Raw genomic sequence first — 2,638 nt, forward strand, 5'->3', positions numbered from 1 at the left:
CGAATCGCCCAAAAATGGGTAGAGATGCAAGGAGAATAATATGAGTTTCATTGAAACATTGTTCGAAAAAGGGCTTTGGAGTTCACGTTTCATCATCATCTTAGCCGTCGTGTTTGGATTACTGGGTGCTATTGTGCTATTTGCTATTGCCAGTTTTGATATTTTTTACACGACATCGTATGTTATTAATACCTATGTGACCCATGCACACCCAGAGGGGTTCCATGAAACAGTTGTCGGCGGCATCATCGGTGCGGTTGACTTGTACCTTATCGGTGTCGTTATGATCATCTTCTCGTTCGGTTTATATGAGCTTTTCATCTCCGATATCGACCCGGCAAAAGATGAACACGGCAAAGAAAACCAACTTTTGGCGGTTCATTCACTCGACCAGCTTAAAGATAAAATTTCCAAAGTTATCGTGATGGTACTCGTCGTCGGCTTTTTCCAAAAAGTGGGACATACCGTATTCACGGGAGCATTAGAGCTCCTTTATCTAGCACTCTCGATCACAGCCGTTGCCGTCGGTCTTTATTTTTTGAGCAAAGTAGGTCACCATGAGTAAGATTTTCGTTGATGCGTGTTTCGGTAAAGAGACTCCGTATACCCCAGTTTGGATGATGCGCCAAGCGGGACGCTATCTCCCTGAGTATATGGAAGTGCGCAAACGTGCCGGAAACTTCCTCAACCTTTGCCACGCCCCTGACATGGCTGCGGAAGTCACCATTCAGCCTGTAGATCTCGTCGGAGTTGATGCGGCGATTTTGTTCAGCGATATTTTGGTCGTTCCGAATGAAATGGGGATGAAACTCGACTTCATCAAAGGGGAAGGTCCCGTTTTTGAAAAACCGATTGCAACCGAAGAAGATTTGAATGAACTTATCGGCGGTGAAGAAGCAGCGTCTAAACTCACGTATGTCTATGAAACCATCAAAATCTTGCGCACACAGCTCGATGCGCGCGGCGATAACAAAGCCCTTATCGGATTCACGGGGGCACCGTGGACACTCGCAACCTATATGATCGAGGGGCAAGGGACAAAGACGTATAACATCTGTAAAAAGATGATGTACTCTAACCCTGAACTTCTCCACAAAATTCTCCGTAAAGTGACCGATGTAGTCAAGCTCTACATGGAAAAACAGATCCAATCGGGGATCGATGTCGTCCAAATCTTCGACAGCTGGGCTGCGGCGATCGAACCGAGTAAATACGATGAGTTCTCATGGAGCTACATGGTCGAAATCGCTGAGTACCTCAAAGAGAAATACCCTCATGTTCCTGTCATTATGTTCCCAAAAGGGATCCCAGCCTTTTTGGATAAAGTCTACGGAAATTTCGATGTTTTCGGTGTCGACTGGAGCACCCCTATGGCACTTGCGAAAGAGAAACTCGGGGATCGCTATGTCCTTCAAGGGAACATGGAGCCGTGCCGTTTGTACTCAAAAGAGCAAACGACCGCGTGTGTTGAAGCGATCCAAGAGATTATGGGTGGCCGTCGTCACATTTTTAATCTCGGTCACGGGATTCTTCCCGATGTTCCGGTTGAAAATGCGCAACACTTCGTTCGCGAATGCCAAAGAGTAAGTAAAAAATAATGTCTTCCATCTTCGGTCCTGTCCACTCGCGACGTTTCGGTACATCGCTCGGGATCGACCTATCCAGTTCGGGTAAACAATGCAATTTTGACTGTCTCTACTGTGAGCTCGCCCCTGCGCCCGCAATGGCACACCAGCACACCATTACTCCCAAAGAGAGCATCATCGCCGATTTAAAAGAGTCACTCTCAAAACACCCCTCTATTGACGTTATAACCATCACCGCAAACGGTGAACCGACAATGTACCCCCATCTTGATACCCTTGTTGATGAAATCAACAAAATCAAAGGTGATATTCAAACGCTCATCCTCTCTAACAGTGCTTGCTTGAATGAGCCTGAAGTATTCACTACCCTTTTAAAATTTGACCAAGTCAAACTCTCACTCGACGCAGCCACCCCCGAAACGTTTAAAAAAATCGATCGCCCTGCCGAGGGGATTGAAATCAGCAGAATCATCGAGAGCATCACCCGATTTTCACATGCATTTGAGGGAAAATTGTTTTTAGAGATATTGTTTGTCAAAGGGGTCAATGATTCACTAAGCGAGACAGAAGCACTTGAGCGTGCCCTGCTCCCAATCTCTTGTGATCGTATCGATATCGGTACCATTGACCGCCCTCCTGCTTATCCCGTACAGGGATTGAGCTTTGAGGAGCTCTATCTCCTCTCTTGCCGTTTTGATCCTACATTGCCGATTCATATCGTATCCCGTACTCATGCCGCCGCAAGCCCAAGCAGCTACAGCGATGAGGAGATTCTTACTACCCTTGATAAACGCCCGCTAACGATGGATGATATCGATGCCCTTTTCGACAGTGAGTCAAAAAAACGATTTACTGATCTCCTAAATCAAGGCAAAATTGCCCAAATTGAACGTTCAAACGTAAACTTTTTCTCCCCTTCCGAAAATATTCACCGGAAACGCTCTAAATAGCCCCATTTTTTATTGACAATCAACGTAACATAGCGTATAATTGCGCCCTCATAAACATTCCGGATTAGCTCAGCGGTAGAGTAGGTGACTGTTAATCACTTG

General features: G+C 46.0%; 3 protein-coding genes. All 3 read left to right on the forward strand.

The features are described from left to right. Window positions 1-40 precede the first annotated feature (40 nt). From A2517_RS02500 to A2517_RS02510, 3 genes are read left to right on the forward strand one after another with little or no spacing between them, the layout of a single operon-like run. The gene (locus tag A2517_RS02500; RefSeq protein WP_294893791.1) at window positions 41-565 is read left to right on the forward strand and encodes a YqhA family protein; all 525 of its coding nucleotides are present in this window, start codon (window positions 41-43) and stop codon (window positions 563-565) included. Beyond that, window positions 558-1,598, forward strand: a complete 1,041-nt coding sequence (hemE, locus tag A2517_RS02505; protein WP_294893792.1) for a uroporphyrinogen decarboxylase — start codon at window positions 558-560, stop codon at window positions 1,596-1,598. Before A2517_RS02500 ends, hemE begins: the two co-directional genes overlap by 8 nt. Continuing rightward, on the forward strand, window positions 1,598-2,536 hold the full coding sequence (locus A2517_RS02510) for a radical SAM protein (protein ID WP_294893803.1): 939 nt from the start codon (window positions 1,598-1,600) through the stop codon (window positions 2,534-2,536). The genes hemE and A2517_RS02510 overlap by 1 nt, the downstream gene beginning before the upstream one ends. Window positions 2,537-2,638: the final 102 nt, after the last annotated feature.

Origin of the sequence: Sulfuricurvum sp. RIFOXYD12_FULL_44_77, from assembly GCF_001830725.1 — a bacterium.
Taxonomy (GTDB): Bacteria; Campylobacterota; Campylobacteria; order Campylobacterales; family Sulfurimonadaceae; genus Sulfuricurvum; species Sulfuricurvum kujiense_A.

Excerpts from the sequence above, each read along its gene's own strand:
- A2517_RS02510 (WP_294893803.1), top strand. The coding sequence starts at position 1,598 with ATGTCTTCCATCTTCGGTCCTGTCCACTCGCGACGTTTCGGTACATCG.
- A2517_RS02500 (WP_294893791.1), top strand. The coding sequence starts at position 41 with ATGAGTTTCATTGAAACATTGTTCGAAAAAGGGCTTTGGAGTTCACGT.
- hemE (WP_294893792.1), top strand. The coding sequence starts at position 558 with ATGAGTAAGATTTTCGTTGATGCGTGTTTCGGTAAAGAGACTCCGTAT.